This window comes from Streptomyces sp. NPDC093064 (genome assembly GCF_044754605.1).
Taxonomy (GTDB): domain Bacteria; phylum Actinomycetota; class Actinomycetes; order Streptomycetales; family Streptomycetaceae; genus Streptomyces.
This window is the reverse complement of record NZ_JBIVPK010000001.1, coordinates 566,386-587,016: the sequence shown is the minus strand read 5'-3', so window position 1 is coordinate 587,016 and position 20,631 is coordinate 566,386. Positions and strand designations below refer to the sequence as shown.

The 20,631-nt window shown below is 70.6% G+C and carries 21 protein-coding genes; 13 read left to right on the top strand and 8 right to left on the bottom strand.

Annotated elements, in window-relative coordinates; all coding sequences use genetic code 11:
* The first annotated feature begins 34 nt into the window (after positions 1-34).
* The 6 genes from ACIQFZ_RS02635 to ACIQFZ_RS02610 all read left to right on the top strand — a co-directional run bounded on the left by ACIQFZ_RS02635 (position 35) and on the right by ACIQFZ_RS02610 (position 8,324).
* On the top strand, positions 35-772 hold the full coding sequence (locus ACIQFZ_RS02635) for a response regulator transcription factor (protein ID WP_100568110.1): 738 nt from the start codon (positions 35-37) through the stop codon (positions 770-772).
* The gene (locus tag ACIQFZ_RS02630) at positions 769-1,875 is read left to right on the top strand and encodes an ATP-binding protein (protein WP_365431040.1); all 1,107 of its coding nucleotides are present in this window, start codon (positions 769-771) and stop codon (positions 1,873-1,875) included. The genes ACIQFZ_RS02635 and ACIQFZ_RS02630 overlap by 4 nt, the downstream gene beginning before the upstream one ends.
* Positions 1,876-2,157: 282 nt before the next feature.
* The gene (locus ACIQFZ_RS02625; RefSeq protein ID WP_383057071.1) at positions 2,158-5,967 is read left to right on the top strand and encodes a multifunctional oxoglutarate decarboxylase/oxoglutarate dehydrogenase thiamine pyrophosphate-binding subunit/dihydrolipoyllysine-residue succinyltransferase subunit; all 3,810 of its coding nucleotides are present in this window, start codon (positions 2,158-2,160) and stop codon (positions 5,965-5,967) included.
* Positions 5,968-6,053: 86 nt separating this feature from the next.
* On the top strand, positions 6,054-6,242 hold the full coding sequence (locus ACIQFZ_RS02620) for a DUF6104 family protein (protein ID WP_030597201.1): 189 nt from the start codon (positions 6,054-6,056) through the stop codon (positions 6,240-6,242).
* 176 nt (positions 6,243-6,418) lie between these two features.
* The gene (locus ACIQFZ_RS02615) at positions 6,419-7,324 is read left to right on the top strand and encodes a DUF4097 family beta strand repeat-containing protein (protein WP_365776594.1); all 906 of its coding nucleotides are present in this window, start codon (positions 6,419-6,421) and stop codon (positions 7,322-7,324) included.
* A 1-nt stretch (position 7,325) separates the two neighbouring features.
* The gene (locus ACIQFZ_RS02610) at positions 7,326-8,324 is read left to right on the top strand and encodes a helix-turn-helix transcriptional regulator (protein WP_402690427.1); all 999 of its coding nucleotides are present in this window, start codon (positions 7,326-7,328) and stop codon (positions 8,322-8,324) included.
* 39 nt (positions 8,325-8,363) lie between these two features.
* Here ACIQFZ_RS02610 and ACIQFZ_RS02605 read toward each other — a convergent pair whose 3' ends face one another.
* From ACIQFZ_RS02605 to ACIQFZ_RS02590, 4 genes are all read right to left on the bottom strand, one after another.
* A complete protein-coding gene (locus ACIQFZ_RS02605; protein ID WP_402690426.1) occupies positions 8,364-8,930 on the bottom strand; it encodes a Clp protease N-terminal domain-containing protein in 567 nt (188 codons plus the stop codon).
* Positions 8,930-9,139 (bottom strand): helix-turn-helix domain-containing protein, encoded by a 210-nt coding sequence (locus ACIQFZ_RS02600; RefSeq protein WP_365428584.1) that lies wholly within the window; start codon positions 9,137-9,139, stop codon positions 8,930-8,932. The genes ACIQFZ_RS02605 and ACIQFZ_RS02600 overlap by 1 nt, the downstream gene beginning before the upstream one ends.
* Before the next feature lie 159 nt (positions 9,140-9,298).
* A complete protein-coding gene (locus ACIQFZ_RS02595; RefSeq protein WP_383057065.1) occupies positions 9,299-10,264 on the bottom strand; it encodes a zinc-binding dehydrogenase in 966 nt (321 codons plus the stop codon).
* Between the two features lie 142 nt (positions 10,265-10,406).
* Positions 10,407-11,630 (bottom strand): NADP-dependent malic enzyme, encoded by a 1,224-nt coding sequence (locus ACIQFZ_RS02590; protein ID WP_365428590.1) that lies wholly within the window; start codon positions 11,628-11,630, stop codon positions 10,407-10,409.
* A gap of 548 nt (positions 11,631-12,178) precedes the next feature.
* On the opposite strand from ACIQFZ_RS02590, the gene ACIQFZ_RS02585 reads away from it, so the two are divergent.
* The 3 genes from ACIQFZ_RS02585 to ACIQFZ_RS02575 are packed head-to-tail and all read left to right on the top strand — an operon-like array spanning position 12,179 to position 14,909.
* Positions 12,179-13,138 (top strand): ABC transporter substrate-binding protein, encoded by a 960-nt coding sequence (locus ACIQFZ_RS02585; protein ID WP_383057064.1) that lies wholly within the window; start codon positions 12,179-12,181, stop codon positions 13,136-13,138.
* A gap of 32 nt (positions 13,139-13,170) precedes the next feature.
* Positions 13,171-14,106: an amino acid ABC transporter permease gene (locus tag ACIQFZ_RS02580; RefSeq protein WP_361414539.1), complete on the top strand. Its 936-nt coding sequence runs from the start codon at positions 13,171-13,173 to the stop codon at positions 14,104-14,106.
* Positions 14,107-14,156: 50 nt separating this feature from the next.
* Positions 14,157-14,909 carry an amino acid ABC transporter ATP-binding protein gene (locus ACIQFZ_RS02575; protein WP_365428604.1) on the top strand — a complete coding sequence of 251 codons (753 nt, stop codon included), beginning with the start codon at positions 14,157-14,159 and terminating at the stop codon, positions 14,907-14,909.
* Positions 14,910-14,989: 80 nt separating this feature from the next.
* On the opposite strand, the gene ACIQFZ_RS02570 is transcribed toward ACIQFZ_RS02575, so the two are convergent.
* Positions 14,990-15,766 (bottom strand): class I SAM-dependent methyltransferase, encoded by a 777-nt coding sequence (locus ACIQFZ_RS02570; RefSeq protein WP_365428595.1) that lies wholly within the window; start codon positions 15,764-15,766, stop codon positions 14,990-14,992.
* A 99-nt stretch (positions 15,767-15,865) separates the two neighbouring features.
* Between ACIQFZ_RS02570 and ACIQFZ_RS02565 the strand changes: the two genes are divergently transcribed.
* Positions 15,866-16,495 carry a CGNR zinc finger domain-containing protein gene (locus ACIQFZ_RS02565; RefSeq protein WP_383057062.1) on the top strand — a complete coding sequence of 210 codons (630 nt, stop codon included), beginning with the start codon at positions 15,866-15,868 and terminating at the stop codon, positions 16,493-16,495.
* Here ACIQFZ_RS02565 and sodX read toward each other — a convergent pair.
* A complete protein-coding gene (gene sodX / locus ACIQFZ_RS02560; RefSeq protein ID WP_402690425.1) occupies positions 16,399-16,833 on the bottom strand; it encodes a nickel-type superoxide dismutase maturation protease in 435 nt (144 codons plus the stop codon). The two genes, ACIQFZ_RS02565 and sodX, sit on opposite strands and share 97 nt — an antisense overlap.
* Before the next feature lie 146 nt (positions 16,834-16,979).
* On the opposite strand from sodX, the gene sodN reads away from it, so the two are divergent.
* From sodN to ACIQFZ_RS02545, 3 genes are all read left to right on the top strand, one after another.
* Positions 16,980-17,375, top strand: coding sequence for a superoxide dismutase, Ni (sodN, locus tag ACIQFZ_RS02555; RefSeq protein ID WP_069765939.1), 396 nt, complete (start codon positions 16,980-16,982; stop codon positions 17,373-17,375).
* A gap of 155 nt (positions 17,376-17,530) precedes the next feature.
* On the top strand, positions 17,531-17,941 hold the full coding sequence (locus ACIQFZ_RS02550; RefSeq protein WP_365428602.1) for a helix-turn-helix transcriptional regulator: 411 nt from the start codon (positions 17,531-17,533) through the stop codon (positions 17,939-17,941).
* A 225-nt stretch (positions 17,942-18,166) separates the two neighbouring features.
* On the top strand, positions 18,167-18,592 hold the full coding sequence (locus ACIQFZ_RS02545; protein ID WP_365438129.1) for a VOC family protein: 426 nt from the start codon (positions 18,167-18,169) through the stop codon (positions 18,590-18,592).
* A gap of 19 nt (positions 18,593-18,611) precedes the next feature.
* Here ACIQFZ_RS02545 and ACIQFZ_RS02540 read toward each other — a convergent pair whose 3' ends face one another.
* Positions 18,612-19,253 (bottom strand): GNAT family N-acetyltransferase, encoded by a 642-nt coding sequence (locus ACIQFZ_RS02540; protein ID WP_402690424.1) that lies wholly within the window; start codon positions 19,251-19,253, stop codon positions 18,612-18,614.
* A gap of 174 nt (positions 19,254-19,427) precedes the next feature.
* Positions 19,428-20,603 (bottom strand): family 2 encapsulin nanocompartment cargo protein polyprenyl transferase, encoded by a 1,176-nt coding sequence (locus ACIQFZ_RS02535; RefSeq protein ID WP_402690423.1) that lies wholly within the window; start codon positions 20,601-20,603, stop codon positions 19,428-19,430.
* Positions 20,604-20,631 lie beyond the last annotated feature (28 nt).

Genomic DNA, 20,631 nt, shown 5'->3' with positions numbered 1-20,631 from the left:
CACGGATTCCGGAAAGCACACTCAGGGGCGGGCGATGGAGCAGACACACACCGCGCACAACGGCACGACGGCCACCCCGGGCGCCCAGCGCCGGGTCCTGGTGGTCGAGGACGACCAGACCATCATGGATGCCATCGCCACCCGCCTGCGCGCCGAGGGATTCCTCGTGCAGACCGCGGGCGACGGGCCGGCCGCCGTGGACACCGCCGAGGCCTGGCAGCCCGACCTGCTGATCCTCGACATCATGCTGCCCGGCTTCGACGGCCTGGAGGTCTGCCGCCGCGTGCAGGCCCAGCGCCCGGTGCCGGTGATGATGCTCACCGCGCGCGACGACGAGACCGACATGCTGGTCGGCCTCGGGGTCGGCGCGGACGACTACATGACCAAGCCGTTCTCGATGCGGGAGCTGGCCGCACGCGTGCACGTGCTGCTGCGCCGCATGGAGCGGGCCGCGCTGGCCGCGGCGACCCCGCGCAGCGGCATCCTGCGCCTGGGCGAGCTGGAGATCGACCACGCCCAGCGCCGGGTGCGCGTACGCGGCGAGGACGTCCACCTCACCCCGACCGAGTTCGACCTCCTGGTCTGCCTGGCGAACACCCCGCGCGCGGTGCTCTCGCGCGAGCAGCTGCTGGCGGAGGTGTGGGACTGGGCGGACGCCTCCGGCACCCGGACCGTGGACAGCCACATCAAGGCGCTGCGCCGGAAGATCGGCGCCGAGCGGATCCGCACGGTGCACGGCGTGGGCTACGCGCTGGAGACACCGACACCGTGAGCGACGGGCCGGCCGCACGGAGGGACCAGGGCGAGCCCTGGGGTGGCGTGCGCCCGTTCTCGATCAAGACCAAGCTGGGCGCGCTGGTCGTCATATCGGTGCTGATCACCACCGGTCTGCTGATGATCGCGGTGCGCACGGCGACCGAGCTGCGCTTCATCACGGTCTTCTCGATGATCGCCACACTGCTCATCACGCAGTTCGTGGCGCACTCGCTCACCGCGCCGCTGGACGAGATGAACACGGTGGCCCGCTCCATCTCGCACGGCGACTACACGCGCCGGGTGCGCGAGAACCGCCGGGACGAGCTGGGCGACCTGGCCCAGACGATCAACCGCATGGCCGACGAGCTGGCGGCCCAGGACCGCCAGCGCAAGGAGCTGGTGGCGAACGTCTCGCACGAGCTGCGCACGCCCATCGCGGGCCTGCGCGCGGTGCTGGAGAACATCGTCGACGGGGTCACCGAGGCCGACCCCGAGACCATGCGCACGGCACTGAAGCAGACCGAGCGGCTCGGCCGGCTGGTGGAGACGCTGCTGGACCTGTCCCGCCTCGACAACGGCGTGGTGCCGCTGAAACTGCGCCGCTTCGAGGTGTGGCCCTACCTGTCGGGCGTGCTGAAGGAGGCCAACATGGTCGCCTCGGCCCGCGCGGGCATCGCCTCCGACTCCGGCAGCCACACCCGTACGGACGTCCATCTGCACCTGGACGTCTTTCCGCCCGAGCTGACCGCGCACGCCGACCCCGAGCGCATCCACCAGGTGGTCGCCAACCTGATCGACAACGCGGTCAAGCACAGCCCGCCGCACGGGCGCGTGACGGTGAAGGCGCGGCGCGGCCCGCAGCCGCAGTCGCTGGAGCTGGAGGTCCTGGACGAGGGGCCCGGCATCCCGCGCTCGGAGTGGCACCGCGTCTTCGAGCGCTTCAACCGGGGCTCGGTGAACCGGCCGCACGGCCCGGGCAGCGACGGCGGCACCGGACTCGGCCTGGCGATCGCCCGCTGGGCGGTGGATCTGCACGGCGGCCGGATCGGGGTGGCCGAATCCGAGCGGGGCTGCCGGATCCTCGTCACTCTTCCGGGCCTGCCCTCTTTGCCAAGTTGACGTAAAGTTCAATCACGAACCCCAAGATCCACGAGCATCCGCGCAGGCGGACACGTGTGATCAGGCCGGGGCCTGCATCCCACAGGGGTCAGGCCCGGGTCCCCCCTTCCCTGGCGCAGCGGAACTACGCTTGTTTCCCGCCATTTCAAGCCCCGAAACCCGGGTTTTGATGTGACTTACATGACGAAGGAGTGGCCCGACCTGACCTTCCCCCCTTCAGGGGCGTAGCCTTTATTCCCGCTGTCCATCATTCTTGTGAAGCGGAAGAGGGCGGTTGCCGCCGTGTCGCCACAGTCCCCCAGTAACTCGAGCATCTCGACCGACACCGACCAAGCCGGGAAGAACCCCGCGGCCGCGTTCGGTGCCAACGAGTGGCTCGTCGACGAGATCTATCAGCAGTACCTCCAGGACCCGAACTCCGTAGACCGCGCCTGGTGGGACTTCTTCGCCGACTACAGGCCCGGGGCCGCCGCCCCGCAGGCTCCGGCGGGTACCGCGGTCGCGGGGGCCGCGGAGACCACCACCACGGCTCAGGCGGCGCCCGCCGCTCCGGCCGCCCCGGTCCGGCCCGCTCCGCAGGCCGCCGCCGCTCCGGTCGCTCCCGCGCAGCCTCCGGCCGCGCCGCGGCCCGCGGCAGCCGCTCCGGCTCCCGCGAAGCCCGCCGCTCAGGCCCCGGCGCCGGCGAAGCCCGCTGCCAAGGCCGAGCCCGCCGCAGAGGCACCCGGGGGTCCGGAGTTCGTCACGCTGCGTGGCCCCTCCGCCGCGGTCGCGAAGAACATGAACGCCTCGCTGGAGCTGCCCACGGCCACGTCCGTGCGCGCCGTCCCGGTGAAGCTGCTGTTCGACAACCGCATCGTCATCAACAACCACCTCAAGCGGGCCCGCGGCGGGAAGATCTCCTTCACGCACATCATCGGCTACGCGATGGTCCAGGCCATCAAGCAGATGCCGTCGATGAACTGGTCCTTCGCCCAGAAGGACGGCAAGCCCACCCTGGTCAAGCCGGACCACGTCAACCTCGGTCTGGCCATCGACCTGGTCAAGCCCAACGGCGACCGCCAGCTCGTCGTGGCCGCCATCAAGAAGGCCGAGACGCTGAACTTCTTCGAGTTCTGGCAGGCCTACGAGGACATCGTCCGTCGCGCCCGCGACAACAAGCTGACGATGGACGATTTCACCGGCGTCACCGTCTCCCTCACCAACCCCGGCGGTCTCGGCACGGTCCACTCCGTGCCGCGGCTGATGCCCGGCCAGTCGGTGATCATGGGCGTCGGCTCCATGGACTACCCGGCTGAGTTCCAGGGCACCTCCCAGGACACCCTGAACAAGCTCGGCATCTCCAAGGTCATGACGCTCACGTCGACCTACGACCACCGGGTGATCCAGGGCGCCGCCTCCGGCGAGTTCCTGCGCGCCGTCGCCAACCTGCTGCTCGGCGAGCACGACTTCTACGACGACATCTTCAAGTCGCTGCGCATCCCCTACGAGCCGGTCCGCTGGCTCAAGGACATCGACGCCTCGCACGACGACGACGTCACGAAGGCCGCCCGCGTCTTCGAGCTGATCCACTCCTACCGGGTCCGCGGCCACGTCATGGCCGACACCGACCCGCTGGAGTACCAGCAGCGCAAGCACCCCGACCTGGACATCACCGAGCACGGGCTCACCCTGTGGGACCTGGAGCGCGACTTCGCGGTCGGCGGCTTCGCCGGCAAGACGCTGATGAAGCTGCGCGACATCCTCGGCGTGCTGCGCGACTCGTACTGCCGCACGGTCGGCATCGAGTTCATGCACATCCAGGACCCCAGGCAGCGCAAGTGGATCCAGGACCGTGTGGAGCGCCCGCACTCCAAGCCGGAGCGCGAGGAGCAGCTGCGCATCCTGCGCCGGCTGAACGCGGCCGAGGCCTTCGAGACCTTCCTGCAGACGAAGTACGTCGGCCAGAAGCGGTTCTCCCTGGAGGGCGGCGAGTCCGTCATCCCGCTGCTTGACGCGGTCATCGACTCGGCGGCCGAGTCCCGCCTGGACGAGGTCGTCATCGGCATGGCCCACCGCGGCCGTCTCAACGTCCTGGCCAACATCGTCGGCAAGTCGTACGCGCAGATCTTCCGCGAGTTCGAGGGCAACCTCGACCCGAAGTCGATGCACGGCTCCGGCGACGTGAAGTACCACCTGGGCGCCGAGGGCACCTTCACCGGCCTGGACGGCGAGCAGATCAACGTCTCGCTGGTGGCCAACCCCTCCCACCTGGAGGCGGTGGACCCGATCCTGGAGGGCGTCTCCCGCGCCAAGCAGGACATCATCAACAAGGGCGGCACGGACTTCACGGTCCTGCCGGTGGCCATCCACGGCGACGCGGCCTTCGCGGGCCAGGGCGTGGTGGCCGAGACCCTGAACATGTCGCAGCTGCGCGGCTACCGCACCGGCGGCACGGTCCACATCGTCATCAACAACCAGGTCGGCTTCACGGCCGCCCCGGAGTCCTCGCGTTCGTCCATGTACGCGACGGACGTGGCGAGGATGATCGAGGCCCCGATCTTCCACGTGAACGGCGACGACCCGGAGGCCGTGGTCCGCGTGGCGCGGCTGGCCTTCGAGTTCCGCCAGGCGTTCAACAAGGACGTGGTGATCGACCTCATCTGCTACCGCCGCCGCGGTCACAACGAGTCGGACAACCCGGCCTTCACCCAGCCGCTGATGTACGACCTGATCGACAAGAAGCGCTCGGTGCGCAAGCTCTACACCGAGTCGCTGATCGGCCGGGGCGACATCACCCTGGAAGAGGCCGAGCAGGCGCTCCAGGACTACCAGGGCCAGCTGGAGAAGGTCTTCACCGAGGTCCGCGAGGCCACCTCCCAGCCGGCCTCCGGGGACGTCCAGGCGCCGCAGGACGGCTTCCCGGTCGCGGTGTCCACGGCCGTCTCCGCCGAGGTCGTCAAGCGCATCGCCGAGTCCCAGGTCAACATCCCGGACCACATCACCGTCCACCCGCGGCTGCTGCCGCAGCTCCAGCGCCGGGCGGCGATGGTCGAGGACGGCACGATCGACTGGGGCATGGGCGAGACCCTCGCCATCGGCTCGCTGCTCCTGGAGGGCGTCCCGGTCCGGCTGTCCGGCCAGGACTCCCGCCGCGGCACCTTCGGCCAGCGGCACGCGGTGATCATCGACCGTGAGACGGGCGAGGACTTCACCCCGCTGCTGTACCTGTCCGAGGACCAGGCCCGGTACAACGTCTACGACTCCCTGCTGTCCGAGTACGCGGCGATGGGCTTCGAGTACGGCTACTCGCTGGCCCGCCCGGACGCGCTGGTGATGTGGGAGGCGCAGTTCGGCGACTTCACCAACGGCGCCCAGACGGTGGTGGACGAGTTCATCTCCTCCGCCGAGCAGAAGTGGGGCCAGACCTCCGGCGTCACCCTGCTCCTGCCGCACGGCTACGAGGGCCAGGGCCCGGACCACTCCTCCGCCCGCCCGGAGCGGTTCCTCCAGCTCTGCGCGCAGAACAACATGACGGTCGCGATGCCGACCCTGCCGTCGAGCTACTTCCACCTCCTGCGGTGGCAGGTGCACAACCCGCACCACAAGCCGCTGGTCGTCTTCACCCCGAAGTCGATGCTGCGCCTGAAGGCCGCGGCGTCGAAGGCGGAGGAGTTCACCACGGGCCAGTTCCGTCCGGTCATCGGCGACGCGTCGGTGGACCCGGCGGCCGTGAAGAAGGTCGTCTTCACCGCGGGCAAGGTCTACTACGACCTGGACGCCGAGCGCCGCAAGCGGGGCGTGACGGACACGGCGATCATCCGCCTCGAGCGCCTGTACCCGCTGCCGGGTGCCGAGCTCCAGGCGGAGATCGCCAAGTACCCGAACGCGGAGAAGTACCTGTGGGCCCAGGAGGAGCCGGCGAACCAGGGTGCGTGGCCGTTCATCGCCCTGAACCTCATCGACCACCTGGACCTGGCGGTCGGCGCGGACATCCCGGCCGGCGAGCGCCTGCGCCGCATCTCCCGTCCGCACAGCTCCTCCCCGGCCGTCGGTTCCGCGAAGCGGCACCAGGCGGAGCAGGAGCAGCTCGTGCGCGAGGTGTTCGAGGCGTAACCGCTCCCGCGAGCCGTACCTGACCGGGCCGCACCCCCTGAACGGGGGTGCGGCCCGGTCGTTTCGGCGCACCTATCCTTGACCACATGTACTTCACAGACCGTGGCATCGAAGAGCTGGAGAAGCGGCGGGGCGAGGAGGAGGTCACCTTCGAGTGGCTGGCCGAGCAGCTGCGGACCTTCGTCGACCTGAATCCGGACTTCGAGGTGCCGGTGGAGCGGCTGGCGACCTGGCTGGCCCGGCTGGACGACGAGGACGACGAGGACGACGAGTAGGGACCGACGTCCGTTCGGTGCAGGGCGCCCCCTTGAGGGGGTGCCCTGTTCGCTTTTCAGGGGACCTGCCCCTGCCTCACCGGAACGAGTGTCTTGACTTCCCGTGAACGCGATATATCGTGGATAGCAGGCGACGCGATATGGCGTGTCGCGTCCCGTCCGGGGAGGTCTGCACCATGTCCGAATGGTCCGTCGGTGAGCCCAGGAAGCTCACCTTCGACGAGCCGGTGACCGCACTCAACGTCCGCATCGTGCACGGAGCGGTGAACGTCGTGGGTGCCGACGAGGGCCCGGCCCGCCTGGAGGTCTCGGAGATCGAGGGGCCGCCCCTGATCGTCACCCAGCAGGGCGGGACGCTGACGGTGGCGTACGAGGACCTGCCCTGGAAGGGCTTCCTCAAGTGGCTGGACAGCAAGGGCTGGCGGCGCAGCGCCGTGGTCTCCGTGACCGTTCCGGCAAGCGCGCGCGTGGAGCTGGGCGTGGTCGGTGCCGGCGCGACGGTCTCGGGGATCGACGGACGCGCGGAGGTCAAGGGCGTCTCCGGGGACACCACCCTGGTGGGCCTGACGGGCCCGGTGCGCGCGGACACCGTGTCGGGGAACGTGGAGGCGCAGGCCCTCTCCGGTGATCTGCGGTTCAACTCGGTCTCGGGCGACCTGACGGTGGTCGACGGCGCCGGTCCCTCGGTCAAAGCGGACTCGGTGAGCGGGTCGATGATCGTCGACCTCGACCCGACGGGCGGCCCCACCGACGTCAGCCTGACCAGCGTCTCCGGCGAGATCGCCATCCGGCTCCCCCACCCGGCGGACGCGCAGGTGGACGCGAACACCGCGAGCGGGACGGTGTCCAACGCCTTCGAGGACCTCAAGGTCAGCGGCCAGTGGGGTGCCAAGCGGATCACCGGCCGCCTCGGCGCGGGCAACGGCCGGCTGAAGGCGACCACCGTCTCCGGCTCCATCGCGCTGCTGCGGCGCCCGCCGGCGGAGGACGGACCGTGGGAGGCGGAGTCGCGGGACGCCCGCCCGGCCGGGGATTCCAGCGGCGGTACCGGCAATGGCACGACCGACAAGAAGGTGTTCTGACATGCCTCCCGTCTTCGCCCACGGCCGCCTGCGCCTCTACCTGCTCAAGCTGCTCGACGAGGCCCCGCGCCACGGCTACGAGGTGATCCGGCTGCTGGAGGAGCGCTTCCAGGGCCTGTACGCCCCCTCGGCGGGCACGGTGTATCCGCGGCTGGCCAAGCTGGAGGCCGAGGGCCTGGTCACGCACACCACCGAGGGCGGCCGCAAGGTGTACGCGATCACGGACGCGGGCCGCGCCGAACTGGCCGACCGCAGTGGTGAACTGGCCGACCTGGAACTGGAGATCCGCGAGTCCGTCGCCGAACTCGCCGCGGAGATCCGCGCCGATGTGCGCGGCGCCGCGGGCGATCTGCGGCGCGAGATGCGCGTGGCGGCGTCCCAGGCCCGGGAGGGCGCCGGGGAACGCGGAGAGTACGGAGAGCACGTCAAGGCCGACGACAAGGAGGCCTGGCAGGCCGCCAAGGAGGAGATGCGGCGCGTCAAGCAGGAGTGGAAGGAGCAGGCGCGGCGCGCGAAGGAAGAGAGCCGCAGGGCGCGCGACGAGGCCCAGCGGGCCCGGCGGCAGGCGAAGGAGGCGCAGGAGCAGGCGCGGACCCAGGCGCAGGAGGAGTTGCAGCGCATCGCCAAGCGGGTCCAGGAGCAGGTGCAGGACCACTTCAACCGGGGCGACTGGCCCACGGGGGTGCGCGAGGGCCTGACCGAACTGGCCAAGGAGTTCGGCGACTTCGGCAAGGACTACGTGGGCCGCACGACGGCCCGCCCCGAGTACTCCACGACCCCGGAGGACTTCCCGGCCGACTACGAACCGGCCTGGGCGCACGAGGACCTCACCGGCGATCCGGCCCGCGACCTGGACCGCCTGCTGGACCGCTTCCGCGACGACATCCGCGACACGGCCCGGGACAACGGCATCACCGCCGACCAGCTCCGTGAGACCCGCCGCCATCTGTCCACGGCGGCGGCCCACATCGCCTCGCTCCTGCACCGCCCGAAGGTCTGACGGCCGCCCGCCGGCCCACTCGGGCGGCCGCCCCTCGACTCAACCGGCCGCCCGCGCCTGTCCCCCGCCGTACAGCACGCGGGTCACCGACTCGTAGGTCACACCGTGGTCGGCGAGGGCCTCGGCGGGCACGCCCGGGCGGACGGTCAGCGCGAGGAGGATGTGCTCGTCGCCGATGTGCCGGTCGTGGTGGGCCATTGCCGAGCGCAGGGCCTTTTCGAGCGTGTCCTTGGCGCTCCGGCCGAAGGCGCGGCGGCCCGGCCAGGCACCCTTGCCCTGCCGGTCGCCGGACATCGCCCCAACACCGTGCGTCTCCTCCACCCGGGAGACGATCTCGGAGACGTCGATGCCCAGGTCCGCGAGGGCGTCGGTGTCGGCCCGGGACAGGCCCGCGCGCCGCCGCGCGTCGTGCAGCGCCTGCCGCACGGGCTCCCCGCGCTCGTCGAGCCCCAGCGCCGCCAGCGCGAAGGACCCACGGCTGCCCTCGCGGTCGAGCAGGGCGAGCAGCAGGTGCTCGGCGTCCACAGACTGCGCTCCCGCGTCCTCGGCGTACTCCACCGCCCCCCGCACCACGGCCCGGGCGTCCTTCGTGAACCGTTCGAACATCACTGCCTCCCGTACTTCTTGTGCACGGCCTGCCTGCTCACTCCGAGCCCGGCGGCGATCTCCTGCCACGACCAGCCCTGGTTGCGCGCACTGCGCACCTGTACCGCCTCCAGCTGCTCGAGCAGCCGGCGCAGCGCGGCGACAGCCCGCAGCCCGACTCGGGGATCGCGGTCGCCGGCGCGCTCGGCGAGATCCGTTGCTTCGGTCATGCTGTCAACCTACATTGACACACCGGGACCCGTCAACCATGGTTGACATATCCGGGGGTCGGAGACATTCGAGGGGCCGGAGACGCCCTGGGCGCGGGCAGACGAACGGCGGGCCCGGAAGACGCCCGGGCCCGCCGTTCGGAGAACAGGTGGCGAGAGTCAGGAGGTGGTGAGCACGACCTTGCCGAAGTGGCCGCCCGACTCCAGCCGCTCGAAGCCCTCGCGGGCCCGGTCGAGCGGCAGCACCTCGTCGATGACGGGACGGACCCCGGTGGCAGCACAGAAGGACAGCAGGTCCTCCAGTTCGTCCTTGGTGCCCATGGTCGAGCCGACGACCTTCAGCTCCAGGAAGAAGATGCGCGTCAGCTCGGCGTGGGACGGCCGGTCGCCGCTCGTGGCCCCGGAGATGACGATCGTGCCGCCGGGCCGCAGCGACTTGACCGAATGCGACCAGGTGGCCGCGCCGACGGTCTCGATCACCGCGTCCACCCGCTGCGGCAACCGCGCTCCCGGCTCCAGCGCCTCCACGGCGCCCAGCTCCACCGCGCGCCTGCGCTTGGCCTCGTCCCGGCTGGTGGCGAACACCCGCAGCCCGGCCGCCTTGCCGAGCACGATCGCGGCCGTGGCGACACCGCCGCCGGCTCCCTGGACGAGTACGGAGTCGCCGGGACGCACTCCGGCGTTGGTGAAGAGCATGCGGTACGCCGTGAGCCAGGCCGTGGGCAGGCAGGCGGCCTCCTCGAAGGAGAGCTCCTTGGGCTTGGGCAGGACGTTCCAGGTCGGCACGGCCACCTGTTCGGCGAAGGTGCCCTGGTAGCGCTCGGTGAGGATGGACCGGGGCTCCCCGGGCCCGACCCCGTACCCGCTCTGTCCGATCACGGAGTGCAGGACGACCTCGTTGCCGTCCTCGTCGACGCCGGCGGCGTCGCAGCCGAGGATCATGGGCAGCTTGTCCTCGGACAGCCCCACCCCCCTCAGCGACCAGAGGTCGTGGTGGTTCAGTGAGGCGGCCCTGACGTTGACCGTGCTCCAGCCGGGTCGGGTCCCGGGGGCGGGGCGCTCCCCCGACTCCAGGCCGCTCAGCGGCTGGTCGCGGTCGATTCGGGCGGCGTAGACAGCGAACATGACCTTGACCATAGGGGTGCGCTCCGGCCGGCGGAACCACGCGCCTCTGTGACGCTCACCCTCTTGCCAGGCAGGAGAGCACCGGGCAGGAGGAGAAAAGGAAACGGCCCCGTCCTCGGGGGACGGGGCCGTTCGGGTCGGCTCAGCGACGCGCCACGCCTTCGGCGCGGGCCGCGGCGGCCACCGCCGCGGTCACGGCCGGGGCCACCCGCTCGTCGAACGGCGAGGGGATCACGTAGTCGGCGGCGAGGTCGTCCCCGACGACCCCGGCGAGCGCCTCGGCCGCCGCGATCTTCATTCCCTCGGTGATCCGGGACGCCCGCACCTGGAGCGCGCCCGCGAAGATGCCGGGGAAGGCCAGAACGTTGTTGATCTGGTTGGGGAAGTCCGAGCGCCCGGTCGCCACAACCGCCGCGTACTTGTGCGCGACCTCGGGGTGCACCTCGGGGTTCGGGTTGGCCATGGCGAACACGAACGCGCCCTCGGCCATCGACGCCACGGCCTTCTCCGGTACCGTGCCGCCCGAGACGCCGATGAAGACGTCGGCGCCGGCCAGCGCGCCCTCCAGGGAACCGCTGATGCCGGCCTTGTTGGTGAACTCGGCCACCTCGCGCTTGACCTGCGTCAGGTCCGTGCGGTCGGCCGACACCACGCCCTTGCGGTCGGCGACCGCGACATCGCCGATGCCGGCCTGGATCAGCATCTTGGCGATGGCCACACCGGCCGCGCCCGCGCCCGAGATGACGGCCCGCAGGTCCCCGATCGCCCGCCCGCTCAGCCGGGCCGCGTTGCGCAGCGCCGCGAGGGTCACGACCGCCGTGCCGTGCTGGTCGTCGTGGAAGACCGGGATGTCCAGACGCTCCTGGAGCCTGCGCTCGATCTCGAAGCACCGGGGGGCCGAGATGTCCTCCAGGTTCACGCCGCCGAAGGACGGCGCGAGGCGCACCACGGTCTCGACGATCTCGTCGACGTCGGTGCAGTTCAGCGCGATCGGCACCGCGTCCACGCCGCCGAACTGCTTGAACAGGATCGCCTTGCCCTCCATCACCGGGAGGGAGGCTTCGGGGCCGATGTCACCGAGCCCCAGTACGGCCGTGCCGTCGGTCACGACGGCGACCACGGACGACTTCCACGTGTAGTCGTGGACCAGTTCCGGCTGCTCCGCGATGGCGGAGCACACGCGCGCGACGCCGGGCGTGTACGCCAGGGACAGGTCGTCCTTGTCGCGGACGGGCACGGTGGCCTGCACGGCCATCTTGCCGCCGCGGTGCAGCGCGAAGGCCGGATCGAAGGAATCGAGCGGCTCAGCCCCGCCGTCCTGATCCGTACCGCTGTCGCTGCGAGGATTGACGATCTCCGCTGCCACTTCGTTTTACCCCTTAAAGTGTTCATGGTTTGAGGGTTGCCGCTCCTGGTGAGGAGCGGGCGGGACCGCGCACGGACCGTGAGTGATGCCTTCGGTCCTCTACGCGACGGGCGCGCCGCACACGCGTCCGAGCCCCGGATGAGGGGTGTAGAGAACCTTCTTACCGGACGACCGGCGTCAACGACGAGTCCATAACGTCGAGGTCACATGACGGAGGCGCGGCACTTGGCCCAATATGGGGACAACTCGTCGTCGATTGCCCGACAAAGCCGCAACTGCACTCAAACACCATGTCCCGGCAGACCGCATCCTGAGACGGGCCGAAGGTCTTCCGGCCGAAAGAAGGCATTCCCGCAGATGGTCCGGCTTTGCCGAAGCCGCTCCGCGCGGTTCGGGGGTCACCCGTTATCCGATTTTGACATGGCGACTCCCCTGATTGGCGCAGCCCCAATGGCAAGATGCGGTCAATCACACGAGGTCGCAACACCCGAAGGTGTGTGTTCTCGTCGCCCCGTCGGCAGCTCCATCCATCAGCCGGAGGAACCACAATGACCGCACGCTCCACCCGTCGTACGACCGCCGCGCACTCCCGGCTAGCTGCGGTCGGTGCGATCGTGGTCACCGGCGCCCTGATCCTCACCGGCTGCGGCGACCAGACCAAGGACAAGAAGGAGCCGTCGGGCAGCGGCTCGGCGAAGACGGCCCCGCTGGCCGACAAGCTCCCGGCCCAGATCCGCGAAAAGGGCACCGTCAAGGTCGGCTCCGACATCGCGTACGCGCCGGTCGAGTTCAAGGACAAGTCCGGCAACGTCGTCGGCCTCGACCCCGACGTCGCGGCCGCCCTGGGCAAGCAGCTCGGGGTGACCTTCGACTTCGAGAACGGCACCTTCGACGCCCTGCTCACCGGTCTGCGGTCCAACCGCTACGACATCGCGATGTCGGCCATGACGGACAACAAGAGCCGTCAGGACGGCATCGACCCGAGCACGGGCAAGAAGGTCGGCGAGGGCGTCGACTTCGTCGACTACCTGACGGCCGGTGTCTCGATCTACACCCGCAAGGGCGACACCAAGGGCATCAACAGCTGGTCCGACCTGTGCGGCAAGAAGATCGCCCTGGAGCGCGGCACCGTCTCGGAGGACCTCGCGAAGTCCGAGGCGAAGAAGTGCCCGGCCAACAAGAAGCTCACCATCGAGCCGTTCGACGACGACCAGCAGGCCCAGACCCGTCTGCGCTCGGGCGGCGCGGACGCGGTCTCCTCCGACTTCCCGGTCGCCGCGTACGCGGTGAAGACCTCCGGCGGCGGCAACGACTTCGAGGTCGTCGGCCCGCAGGTCCAGGCCGCCCCGTACGGTATCGCCGTCAGCAAGGCGAACACCCAGCTGCGCGACGCGCTCCAGGCCGCGGTGAACGCGATCATCCAGAACGGCGAGTACGAGAAGATCCTGGAGAAGTGGGGCGTCCAGGACGGTGCCGTGAAGGAATCCGTCATCAACGGCGGCAAGTGACCGCGCCGAGCAGCCGCTGAGAGGCGACACCCGTGACTGCTGACATCGACAAGACGGCGGGGACCAAGGACACGCCCCCGGCCGGACCGCAGGCCATCAAGGCCATTCCGGTCCGGCACTACGGGCGGTACCTCACCGCCGCCGTCGCGATCGCGATTCTGGTCGCGATCATCTACGCGTTCGGCCAGGGCAAGATCAACTGGCACGCGGTTCCGGACTACTTCTTCGACGACCGGATCATCACCGGCGTCGGCAAGACCCTCCTGCTGACGGTCCTGTCGATGGTGATCGGCATCGTCGGCGGCATCATCCTGGCGGTGATGCGCCTGTCGAAGAACCCGGTGACCTCGTCCATCGCCTGGTTCTACATCTGGTTCTTCCGCGGCACCCCGGTCCTGGTCCAGCTGTTCCTGTGGTTCAACCTGGGCCTGGTCTTCGAGTACATCAACCTGATGCCGTTCTACAAGGACTACTGGTCGAACTTCATGACGCCGCTCCTGACGGCGCTGCTCGGCCTGGGTCTGAACGAGGCGGCGTACATGGCGGAGATCTGCCGCGCCGGTCTGCTCGCCGTCGACGAGGGCCAGACGGAGGCCGCCCACGCGCTGGGCATGAGCCACTCCAAGACCCTGCGCCGGATCGTCATCCCGCAGGCCATGCGGGTGATCGTGCCGCCGACCGGCAACGAGGTCATCAACATGCTGAAGACGACCTCGCTCGTGGCGGCCGTCCAGTTCTCGGAGCTGTTCCGCTACGCCCAGGACATCGGCCAGGTCTCCGGCGCCCCGGTGGAGATGTACTTCCTCGCCGCCGCCTGGTACCTGATCATGACCTCGGTGCTGAGCGTCGGCCAGTACTACATCGAGCGGTACTACGCCCGCGGCTCCAGCCGCAGCCTGCCGCCGACGCCGTGGCAGAAGGTCAGGGCGCACCTGACGTCCTTCTCCAGCAGGAAGGTCACGGCATGACCGACAAGCTCACCAAGCAGGACACCACCGTGCGCGACGCCGGCGTCGCGATGGTGAAGGCCGAGGGCGTCCACAAGTCCTTCGGCCAGGTGGAGGTGCTCAAGGGCATCGACCTGGAGGTCAGGCCCGGCGAGGTGTTCTGCCTCATCGGCCCCTCCGGCTCCGGCAAGTCGACGTTCCTGCGCTGCATCAACCACCTGGAGAAGGTCAACGCGGGCCGGCTGTACGTCGACGGCGAGCTCGTCGGCTACCGCCAGCAGGGCGACAAGCTGTACGAGCTGCGCGACCGCGAGGTCGCCTTGAAGCGCCGGGACATCGGCATGGTCTTCCAGCGCTTCAACCTGTTCCCGCACATGACCGCGCTGGAGAACGTCATCGAGGCGCCGGTCCAGGTCAAGGGTGTGAACAAGGGCGAGGCCAGGGACCGGGCCGTGCAGCTGCTGGAGCGCGTGGGCCTGGCCGACCGGGCGGGGCACTACCCCTCGCAGCTCTCCGGCGGTCAGCAGCAGCGCGTGGCGATCGCCCGCGCCCTGGCCATGGACCCCAAGCTCATGCTGTTCGACGAGCCGACCTCGGCGCTCGACCCGGAACTGGTCGGTGACGTCCTCGACGTCATGCGCGACCTCGCCGAGTCCGGCATGACGATGGTCGTCGTCACCCACGAGATGGGCTTCGCCCGCGAGGTGGGCGACAGCCTGGTCTTCATGGACGAGGGCGTGGTGGTGGAATCCGGCCATCCGCGCGAGGTCCTGACGAACCCGCAGCACGAGCGCACGCAGTCGTTCCTGTCGAAGGTGCTGTAGCAGGGCCGGGACGAGAACGGACGAGGGGCGGTACGGGATGGATCCCGTACCGCCCCTCCCGCGTGCGGTGCGCGGGAGCCCTACTTGAGGGCGAGCAGCAGTGTGTCCGACGGCGAGCACCACACCGGGCGGGCCTCCGTGAAGCCCTGGCCGCGCAGTACGCGCGCGTGCCAGGCGGCGGACGGCATGTCCCCGTCGGCGTGCTCGCCGTAGATCTCGAAGCGGCGGTCCGTCGGTTCGGCCAGGGCCGGGTCCTTGGCGGCCAGCTGCCACCACTCGGCCCAGTCCAGGGCGCCGGCCCGCTTGGCCTGTTCCATGCGTGCGTGCCGCTGGGCGCGTTCGGCCGCGTTGATCCTGGGGGTGGTCTCGTCGATCATGTGGTCCGCGTTCATGAAGACACCACCGTCGCGGACGAGTTCCGCGACCCGGCCGTAGAGGGCGGCGAGGGGTTCGCTGTGCAGCCAGTGCAGGGCCGTGGCGGTCAGGACGGCGTCGTAGGAGTCGTACGGCAGTTTCGCCGGCCAGTCGGGGTTCTTGAGGTCCGCGGTCACGAAGGAGACCCGGTCGTCGCCGTCGAAGGTGCCGCGCGCGATGGCGAGCAGCGCCGGGTCGAGGTCGACGCCGGTGCTGGTGGCCCCGGGGAAGCGGGCGAGCAGCCGGGCGGTGATGCTGCCGGTGCCGCAGGCGAGGTCCAGGACGCGCGGGGCGGTGCCGACGAGCGCCTCGACCATGTCGAGCATGATGCGGAAGCGTTCCTCGCGGTCGGGCATGTACCACTCCTGCTGGCGGTCCCAGCTCTCCTGCCAGGCGACCCAGTCGGCCCCCTCCGCGGTGATGCCCGTCCTCGTGTCCGTCATCGCAGCCCTCCCTGCCCACGCCACGTAATACCCTTGAAGGCCAGCCGGCTGTTACCCGACCGCTCCCCCGACCATAGAGCGCCTCCGTAAGGACTACAAGTGGAACTGGCCTATTACTCGGATTACGCCGTACGGCTCGTCAACAGCGAGGAACCGGCTCGGGGCAAGGACACTCTGACCTCGGTCGACGCGATCCGGGACCTGTTCGGCGCCAACTCCTCCGCGGCCCGCCGCGCCGCCGACGCCGATGTCACGCGCTTCCGCTCGGTGCGGGGCCGGCTGCGCTCGGTCTTCGAGGCGGCCGACCAGGGCGACGAGACGCTCGCGGTGGCCCTGCTGAACTCCCTGCTGCTGGAGTTCCCGGTGAGCCCGCAGATCTCGGGACACGACCACCGCGACGACGACGGCCGCCCGCTGTGGCACATGCACCTGGCGGACCACCCGTCCAACGCGACCGCCGGCTACGCGGCGATCGCGGCGATGGGGCTGGCCTTCCACCTCACGGAGTACGGCGTCGACCGCCTCGGCCTGTGCGAGGCGGCGCCGTGCCGCAACGCCTACCTGGACACCTCCACCAACCGCTCGCGCCGCTACTGCTCCGACCGCTGCGCGACCCGCGCGAACGTCGCCGCCTACCGGGCCCGCAAGCGCCTGGAGGCCGACCGGTCGGTGAACACGGGCCGGGCCGCCGACAGCGCCCAGCGCACCAGCGCCAGCGGCGAGCGCTGAGCGCGTCCGCGCGGCCGGTAGCGGAACCGCACCCTGCCCAGGACCAGATCCTCGGGCACAGCCCCGTAGTCGGTGCTGTCCCCACCCGCGTACGCGTTGTCGCCCAGCACCCACCAGCCGCTGTCGCGCCGCTCCGAGGCGCGCTTGACGACCAGCAGGTCCTGCTGGAACGGATGCCGCAGGACCACCACGTCACCGGGCCGGATCCGGGCGCCGTACTGCACCACGAGCCGGTCCCCGTGGTGCAGCGTGGGCACCATGGACGGCCCGGTCACCTCGGCCAGCCCGAAGGGCAGTACGGCGCCCCTGCCCTCGGTCTCCTGCGACAGCTCCGGCATCCCCGGCACCTCCCCGGTCACGTTCCTCCACCAGTCTCAGTCTCACCCCGGACTTTTGTCCTAAGCCCTAGGGGGCACTCGCGAAAACACACCTGGCAGGGAGTAATGTCCCACCTGAGAAGACGATCACGAGGAAGGATGGCTCCATGCTTTCCCGCCTGTTTGCCCCCAAGGTCAAGGTCAGCGCACACTGCGACCTTCCCTGCGGTGTGTACGACCCGGCCCAGGCCCGCATCGAGGCGGAGTCGGTGAAGGCCGTCCAGGAGAAGATGGCCGCGAACGACGACCCGCACTTCCAGACGCGTGCCACCGTCATCAAGGAGCAGCGCGCCGAACTGGCCAAGCACCACGTCTCCGTGCTGTGGAGCGACTACTTCAAGCCCCCGCACTTCGAGAAGTACCCGGAGCTCCACCAGCTGGTCAACGACACGCTGAAGGCCCTCTCCGCCGCCAAGGCCTCGACCGACCCGGCCACGGGCCAGAAGGCGCTGGACTACATCGCCCAGATCGACAAGATCTTCTGGGAGACCAAGAAGGCCTGACCTTCGATCACGTTTTCCGACCCGCGGTCTCCTCGACCGCTCGGTCACCCGGCCCGCACCCGGCCCGCAGACCGCCGAACACGGCGTCCATGCGGCCCGGGTGCGGTCTTTTTCTCCCGCCACGTGGCCGGCGGCCGGCGTGGCATGCTGGCGGAGTGACGCCCGAGGACCTGGTGCGGCTGCGGCGGGCCCGTGACCGTATGGACCGTGACTACGCCGAGCCGCTGGACGTGGCCGCGCTCGCGCGGACCGCGCTGATGTCGCCGGGGCACTTCCAGCGCAGTTTCCGGGCCGAGTACGGGGAGACGCCGTACGGGTACCTGATGACGCGGCGTATCGAGCGGGCGAAGGCGCTGCTCAGGCGGGGGGACATGAGCGTGACGGAGGTGTGCCTGGCGGTGGGCTGTACGTCGCTGGGATCCTTCAGCTCGCGGTTCACCGAACTCGTCGGCGAGACCCCGAGCGCCTACCGGGCGCGGTCGCACGACGACGGGGCCGTGATCCCGGCCTGCGTGGTCCGGACCTTCACCCGCCCCAGGCGAGCGGGACCGCCGCCCGCGCCCTAGGTCCTGTCGTCACATTCCCGTCGTCGCCCGAAGGGCGGCTCCGCGGCGTCTGGTGCGTGCTCTCGGCGTGCCGGGCGGAAGTCCTCGTACTGGACGTACTTGGGCTTTCGCCCGGTGTGGCGAGAGTGCGTGCCAGGCGTCGCGGGGCAGGCGGGAATTTGACGACAGGGCCTAGTGGCGTCGCGAGCCGGTGAAGCTTTCCGGTCGCAGCACTAGCGTGAGGGCATGGACCTCAAACTGCGCCAGTGCTTCATCGCCGTCGACGACCACGACAAGGCGCTCACCTTCTACCGCGACGTGCTGGGGCTGGAAGTCCGCAACGACGTCGGTTTCGAGGGGATGCGGTGGGTCACCGTGGGGTCGCCGCTGCAACCGGACGTGGAGATCGTCCTGGAGCCGCCCGCGGCGAATCCGGACGCCTCCCCCGCCGACCGGGAGGCCATGGCCCGGCTGCTGGCCAAGGGCATGCTGCGCGGGGTCATCTTCAGCACCGCCGACTGCGACGCCCTCTTCGCCCGCGTCCAGGAGTACGGCGCCGATGTCGTCCAGGAGCCGACGGACCAGCCGTACGGGGTGCGCGACTGCGCCTTCCGCGATCCGGCCGGGAACATGCTGCGCTTCCTGGAGCGGTCGCGGGACGAGCGGTCCTGAGCCCGGAGGGTCCGCGGGGTCAGGACCTGTCCCGGCCGGTGACGGGTTCACGCCACATCGGCCACATCCGGGGGCCGTCCGGGATGTCGAGGGTGCGGTCGGCGTAGGTGAAGCCCAGACGTTCGTAGAGCTTCGTGCTGCGCTCGCTGCTGGCCTCCAGATAGGCGGGCAGGCCCTCGCGGTCGCAGTGGTCGAGGACGTGCTGGACGAGGGCGCTGCCCAGGCCCTCCCCCTGGCGGGCCGGTGCGACGCCGATCATCCACAGGTACTCGTGGGCGCGGTCCGCCGGATGCGACTCGGCCATCAGCCGGGCGATCTCCTCCACCCGCGCGTTCGCCGGGTCGACGCTCTCGCGCAGCCGCACGGCGTCGTCGGCCTCGTCCCCGCCGTCCCCGCCGTCCGCGCGGTCCGGACCGTCGCCGTCGGCCGCCGGCATCGACAGCCACAGCGCGCACGCCGTGCCGTCCTCGGTCACGTCGATCCGGCCCTCGGCGAGCACGATGTCGGTGAAGGCGGCCATCAGCCGGTGGTGGGTCGTCCGGCGGTACTCCCGCTCCGGGAAGACCCAGCCGCTGACCGGGTCGTCCTGGAAGGCCTCGTCCAGCAGCCGCACGACCAGTTCCCGGTCGTCTTCCCCCGCCGCCCGGATGCCCACGCCCATCTTCCGCCCTCTCAGCTCAAGTGCCTCTCAGAATACGGGAGTTGAGCCTAAGCGAAAGAGGCGGTCCGCGCACGCCGTGGGGCAGTGCGGGGACCGCCGCACCGGAGCCGCCGGCGGCCGTACGAGGTCAGGAGCCGTACGGACCCGGCGGCTCCGGGATCCTCCCCGGCGCGGTCAGCTGGTGCGTCTGGTCACGAACTCGGCCAGGGCCAGCAGGCCGCCCGCGTTCGCCGGATCCGGTACGGCGCGGGCCAGGTCGTCCACGGCCCGGGCCATCCGGTCGGCCGCCTGGGCCTGCGCCCAGTCCCGGCCGCCGGCCCGCTCCACCACCAGCGTCATACGCTCCTCCTCCCCCTGCTGGTGGGGCCGGGCGTACAGCTCGGCCAGTTCGGCCGCGGCCGGGGTGCCGGAGGTCAGCGCGGCGACCACCGGCAGGGACTTCTTGCGGGCGGCGAGGTCGGCGCCGGCCGGTTTCCCGGTGCGGGCCGGATCCCCCCATATGCCGATCACGTCGTCGATCAGCTGGAAGGCGAGCCCCGCCTGCCGGCCGAACGCGTCCAGCGCCCCGACCTCCTCCTCACCCGCTCCCGCGTACAGGGCCCCCACGGCGCAGGCGCAGCCGAGCAGCGCGCCCGTCTTGGCCTCGGCCATGACGAGCACCTCGGCGAGCGTGACCTCGCCGGGGGCGCGCCGTTCCAGGGCGGTGTCCGCCCGCTGGCCCTCGCACAGTTCGACGATGCAGGCCGCGAGCCGGGCGGCGGCGGCCGGTGACGCCGGATGCGGGTTCTCGGCGAGCAGCCCCAGGGCCAGCGCCTGGAGCGCGTCTCCGGCGAGGATCGCGTCGTTCTCGCCGAACACCGTCCACGCCGTGGGCCGGTGCCGTCGGGTGGCGTCCCGGTCCATCACGTCGTCGTGCAGCAACGTGAAGTTGTGGACCAGCTCCACCGCCGCCGCGGCCCGCGCCGCCACCGCCCGCGCGGGCGGCCCGCCGAGCGCGGTGGCCGCCGTGAGGACCAGTGCCGGACGGATGGCCTTGCCCCCGTTGCCCGCGGCCGGGCTGCCGTCCGCGTGCTCCCAGCCGAAGTGGTAGCGCGCGATCCGGCGCATCGCGGCGGGCAGGGAGGCGACGGCCGTCCGCAGTTCGGGATCGACCGACGCCCGGGACCGTTCGAGGATCACCGCCGCGTCGTGCCCGTCGTGCCCGTCGAAAGCCGCCGGTCCGCCCGTGCCACCGCCGGCGGCGGGCCGGGGAAGGGTCTCGGCGGAGCCGGGTCCCGTCGGCCACTTGGCCCCGGCGGGGCGGGGCACGCCGGTCGGGCGACGCGTCGTCTCCGTCATGAACTCAACCATCCGATCCACATCCGATGCCCCGCGAAGA